Raw genomic sequence first — 4,561 nt, 5'->3', positions numbered from 1 at the left:
CAGGCAAGGGACGCACGACCAGCTTTATGGCGATGTACGATATGATGAAAAATCCCTCCGTCCCGCTGAAGGACATCCTCTATCGTCAGTACCTGCTCGGCGGAGCTATTTAGCCGCTTTTCGTTTATCTCGCCGCAAACATTCACGCTAAGTCCGTCCGGCGCGAGCTCTATGCTTTTTATACGGCTTGGATCCGAGATCAAATTTTCGCTCAGCAAATAGCCTATCGCAAGCGCTTTTAAATCGCTCGGAGTCGCCATAAGCGCGCCGAAACGCTCGCCGTTTAGTAAAATTTCAAGCTTGATCTCGCGCACCAAGATATCGCTTACGATCCTTCTTTCATCACCTTTAAATTTAACTATCTCCGCCCTATAAATCGGCTCCATAGACCTTCCTTATTTTAATTTCGCCCGTATCGTAGTGAAATTTTGCTTAAATAGCCTTAATTCGCCGAAGTAAAGCCGTAGTACTGAAGCAGCGTGCGTAAATTTAAAGCGCTCGCAGTTTTGTATTTAAAAAATCGCGTGGAAAATCCACGAGCCGCTTGCAAATTGCAAGCGGCTATGAAGCGCTCGCAGAGATGAAATTTCATCAAATTTTGCCGTAGCCGCGATTAAATTTCATCTATGTAAAGCGGGCGGAGCTTGCCGCCCGAACTACTTATGAACCGGCGATAGATAAGGTTTCTCGGAGTGCATCGACATCTCGTTTTGTCTTCTGAACTCGATAAACTCGCTCTCGCTAAGCTTTCTGATATTTGCAATCGTCATCTTTAGCGGCGGGATGCCAGATAGCGGATCCAGATCGCCCGCATGCACGAGCTCGTTGCCGTCGGCCTCGCTGTAATGGAAGGTCGTAAATATCGTACCCTCTTTCAAATCCGGATTTATACGAAGCTTCGCGGCGATCTGACCGCGCTTATTTTTAACAAGCGCGTAGCAACCTTCGGTAAGCTCGCGTTCGCGTGCGATGTCCGGGCTTACCTCGATGAGCGCGCCTTCTGCGCCCGCACCGTACTCTAGCGCGCGGCACTCTCTCGTCATCGTGCCAGTGTGGTAGTGATAAACCTTGCGCCCGGTCGTAAATAAGCACGGATAAATTTCATCCGGTATCTCGCTAAGCGCGCCGCTTCCCACCGGATAATCATCAGGAATTTTCATCTTGGCTCTAAAATCCGCCTCAGCTTTAGCGCGCCCCTCTTTATCATCCACGTAAAGCACCGGCACCATTCTAAATTTACCATCAGGCAGCATCGATTTATGATCTGCATAAAGCACCGGTGTGCCCGGATGATCTTCATCAGGACATGGCCAGCTGATGCCGCCTAGCTTATCTAGCCTATAGTAGCTAATACCGCCGAAAAATTTAGGCATTAATGCACGCACTTCGTTCCAAATTTCTTCTGCACTTAAAAAATCAAACCCTTCAAGTCCCATTCTTTGCGCGATATTGCAAACTACCTTCCAATCAGGCTCTACGCCAGGAGCCGGCTCGCTTGCCTTGCGCGTGCGCTGGACGCGGCGGGAAGTGTTTAAAAAGGTGCCATCCTTCTCGCCCCAGCCGGCAGCAGGTAGTACGACGTCGGCCTTCTGTGCGCTCTCGGTAAAGAAAAGATCCTGCACGATAAAGCAATCCAAATGGTGCGTTGCATGCACGAAGTGCTCCGTCCAAGGATCGCTCATTACAGGGTTTTCGCCGTAAACGTAGAGCAGCTTCAGCTCGCCGCTATCCATCTTATCGGGAGCAATCGTAAGCTTAAAGCCTGGAGTTGGATTTAGCTCGAAGTGCCATACTCTGCGCGCTTGCTCCTGAGCGTAAGCGGAATTTACCGCGCCTGCGGGGATGACGTTAGGTAGCGCGCCCATATCGCATGCGCCCTGGACGTTATTTTGACCGCGCAAAGGATTTACGCCTGCGCCTCTTTTACCTAAATTTCCCGTCAAAATAGCTAAATTTGAAAGCGAAAAGACGTTTGAGGTGCCGTCGCTAAACTGCGTGATACCCATCGTATAGCAGATCGCCGCTGCGCCTGCTTTAGCATACATTCTAGCAGCTTCGATTATGAGCTCTTTTTTCACGCCGGTCTCGCGCTCGAAGCGCTCAGGCGTAAAGTCTTTAACCGCCTCTTTTAAATACTCGTAGCCGTGAGCGTAGTTTTTGATAAACTCGTCATCTTGCAAATTTTCGGCAATGATAACATTCATAATGGTATTTAGCGTCTTAATGTTCGCGCCCACTGGGATTTGCAGATAGATATCGGCTTTTTTCGCCATATCTGTGCGCTTTGGATCTACGACGATCATCTTGGCGCCGCGCTGCAAGCCTCGCTGCATCTGCATAGCGATGATCGGGTGACACTCGCTCGTGTTGGTGCCGATGAGTAAAAATACGTCCGTATCGGTAGCGAATTCTACCAAATCGTTCGTCATCGTTCCGTTTCCTAGCGTGTTGGCAAGACCTGCCACTGTAGGAGCGTGTCAAAGACGGGCGCAGTGATCGACGTTGTTGCTGCCCTGAGCACGGAAAAATTTCTGAAAAACGTAGTTGTCTTCGTTATTTGAGCGCGCCGAGCTAAAACCCATTATTGAGCTTGGGCCATATTTAGCGACGGTCTCTTTAAATTTAGACGCTACAAAATCGTAAGCCTCTTCAAAGCTTACCTCCTCAAGCTTACCGCTTCTATCAAATACTCCGTTTTTCTTACGGATCATAGGTTTGGCAAGGCGTTTTGGAGAGTTTACGAACTCCCAGCCGAACATCCCTTTTAAGCATAGCTCGCCGTCATTTACGTGATGGGCCTGCGTAGGGCGCGCGTTTACGATCCTGCCGTCTTTTACGATAAGATCGATACCACAGCCGGTGCCGCAGTAAGGACAAGTCGTTTTGACAATCTTTTCTCTGGACTGCATAATATTCCTTTCAAAAATTTTGGTTTGCACGGCTATTATACTTTCTAGATTATAAAAGAATTTTTAAATTAGTGAATTTTTTTAAGCGAAATTTAAGCGATATGCAAATCCAGCATATTAAATTGAATAGTTAAATTTTGCGCTTTTGCTTCGATAATGGCGGCGTTTTAGCGTAAAATTTATCGCTTATCGCAAAAGACGCTTTTTAAGCTAACTTTTATAATTTTAATAGAATTTTGAAATTCTATTACGCTTCGTTTTATTTCAAAGCACGATTAAATTTTTATGAAATTTTAATGCTAATTTATCGGTATAATATATTAATTTAATTAAATGAAAATCTATATTAAAATTTATCAAAAACTCGCTATCCTGATAAAATTTAAGCCACTAAATTTAAAATTTATAAAATTATTATCTTATATCTGAAATCTATGTAGAAAAAACCTTGATTTTAATCTAGACTAAGCCGTTTTTTTATGCTATTATCCAAAACGTTAATAGAAATTTACATTCTAAACGAAAGGTTAATCTCATGGATAGACGAGACTTTATAAAAAGCTCTGCAGCAGCGGCTGCCTGTAGCGTTGCGGGTATCAGCTTGCCTAGCAGTCTTAGTGCTGCGGACGAAGCCGAAAAAGGCTGGCGCTGGGACAAGGCGGCCTGTCGCTTCTGCGGCACCGGCTGCGGCATTATGGTAGCCACCAAAGACGGCAAAATCGTAGCGGTTAAAGGCGATCCGTTAGCGCCTGTAAATCGCGGTCTAAACTGCATCAAAGGCTATTTTAACGCAAAGATCATGTATGGCGCAGATCGCATTACCAAGCCTCTTTTGCGCGTAAATTCCAAAGGCGAATTCGACAAAAAGGGGAAATTTATCGAGATCAGCTGGCAACGAGCGTTCGACGAAATGGAGAAGCATTTTAGGCGAGCCTATAACGAAGGCGGTCCCGAGGGCTTTGCCGTACTTGGCAGCGGTCAATACACGATCCCGGAAGGCTACGCCGCAGCAAAGCTAGTAAAGGCGGGCTTTCGCTCCAATAATCTCGATCCTAATGCTCGCCAGTGCATGGCTAGTGCTGTCGTAGGTTTTATGCAAACCTTCGGTATCGACGAACCTGCGGGCGTTTTCGACGATATCGAGCTAACCGATACCATCATCGCTTGGGGCGCGAATATGGCTGAGATGCACCCGATTCTTTGGTCTCGCGTCTCCGACCATAAGCTTCGCAACCCGGACCGCGTAAAAGTTATAAATCTCTCGACCTACTCTAGCCGCACTTCAAACATCGCCGATATTGAAATTATATTCCGTCCGAATACCGATTTGGCGATATGGAACTACATAGCAAGGGAGATCGTCTACAACCACCCGGATATGATAGACGAGAAATTTATTAAAGAGCACTGTGTATTCGCTACCGGCCCCGTAGATATCGGTTATGGCCTACGAGAAGATATAAATCATAAAAAATACCGCAAAACCGAGCTTGATACCGCGGCTAAGCAAAAATCCAAAATTTTAAGCAAATCCGAGGGCGTTACGTTAGCATATCTGGGTATGAAAGAGGGCGATGTACTCGAAAACAAACACTCTGACAAATCGGATGCTCACTGGCTCATAAGCTTCGAAGAATTTAAAAAAGCGCTGG

3 protein-coding genes are annotated in these 4,561 nt (G+C 46.3%); 1 reads left to right on the top strand and 2 read right to left on the bottom strand.

Going from position 1 to position 4,561, the window contains the following annotated elements:
- On the bottom strand, window positions 1-386 hold a 386-nt coding region (locus tag Q0095_RS03415), incomplete at its 3' end, for a formate dehydrogenase accessory sulfurtransferase FdhD (protein WP_297881360.1).
- Window positions 387-656: 270 nt separating this feature from the next.
- On the bottom strand, window positions 657-2,909 hold the full coding sequence (locus Q0095_RS10235) for a molybdopterin-dependent oxidoreductase (RefSeq protein ID WP_366806037.1): 2,253 nt from the start codon (window positions 2,907-2,909) through the stop codon (window positions 657-659).
- A 535-nt stretch (window positions 2,910-3,444) separates the two neighbouring features.
- On the opposite strand from Q0095_RS10235, the gene Q0095_RS03400 reads away from it, so the two are divergent.
- The coding region (locus tag Q0095_RS03400; protein WP_297881358.1) for a molybdopterin-dependent oxidoreductase at window positions 3,445-4,561 on the top strand (1,117 nt) is incomplete at its 3' end.

It is taken from the genome of uncultured Campylobacter sp. (genome assembly GCF_938045535.1).
GTDB lineage: Bacteria > Campylobacterota > Campylobacteria > Campylobacterales > Campylobacteraceae > Campylobacter_B.
The sequence above is the reverse complement of the archived record's forward strand: the minus strand, read 5'-3'. Positions and strand labels throughout refer to the sequence as shown.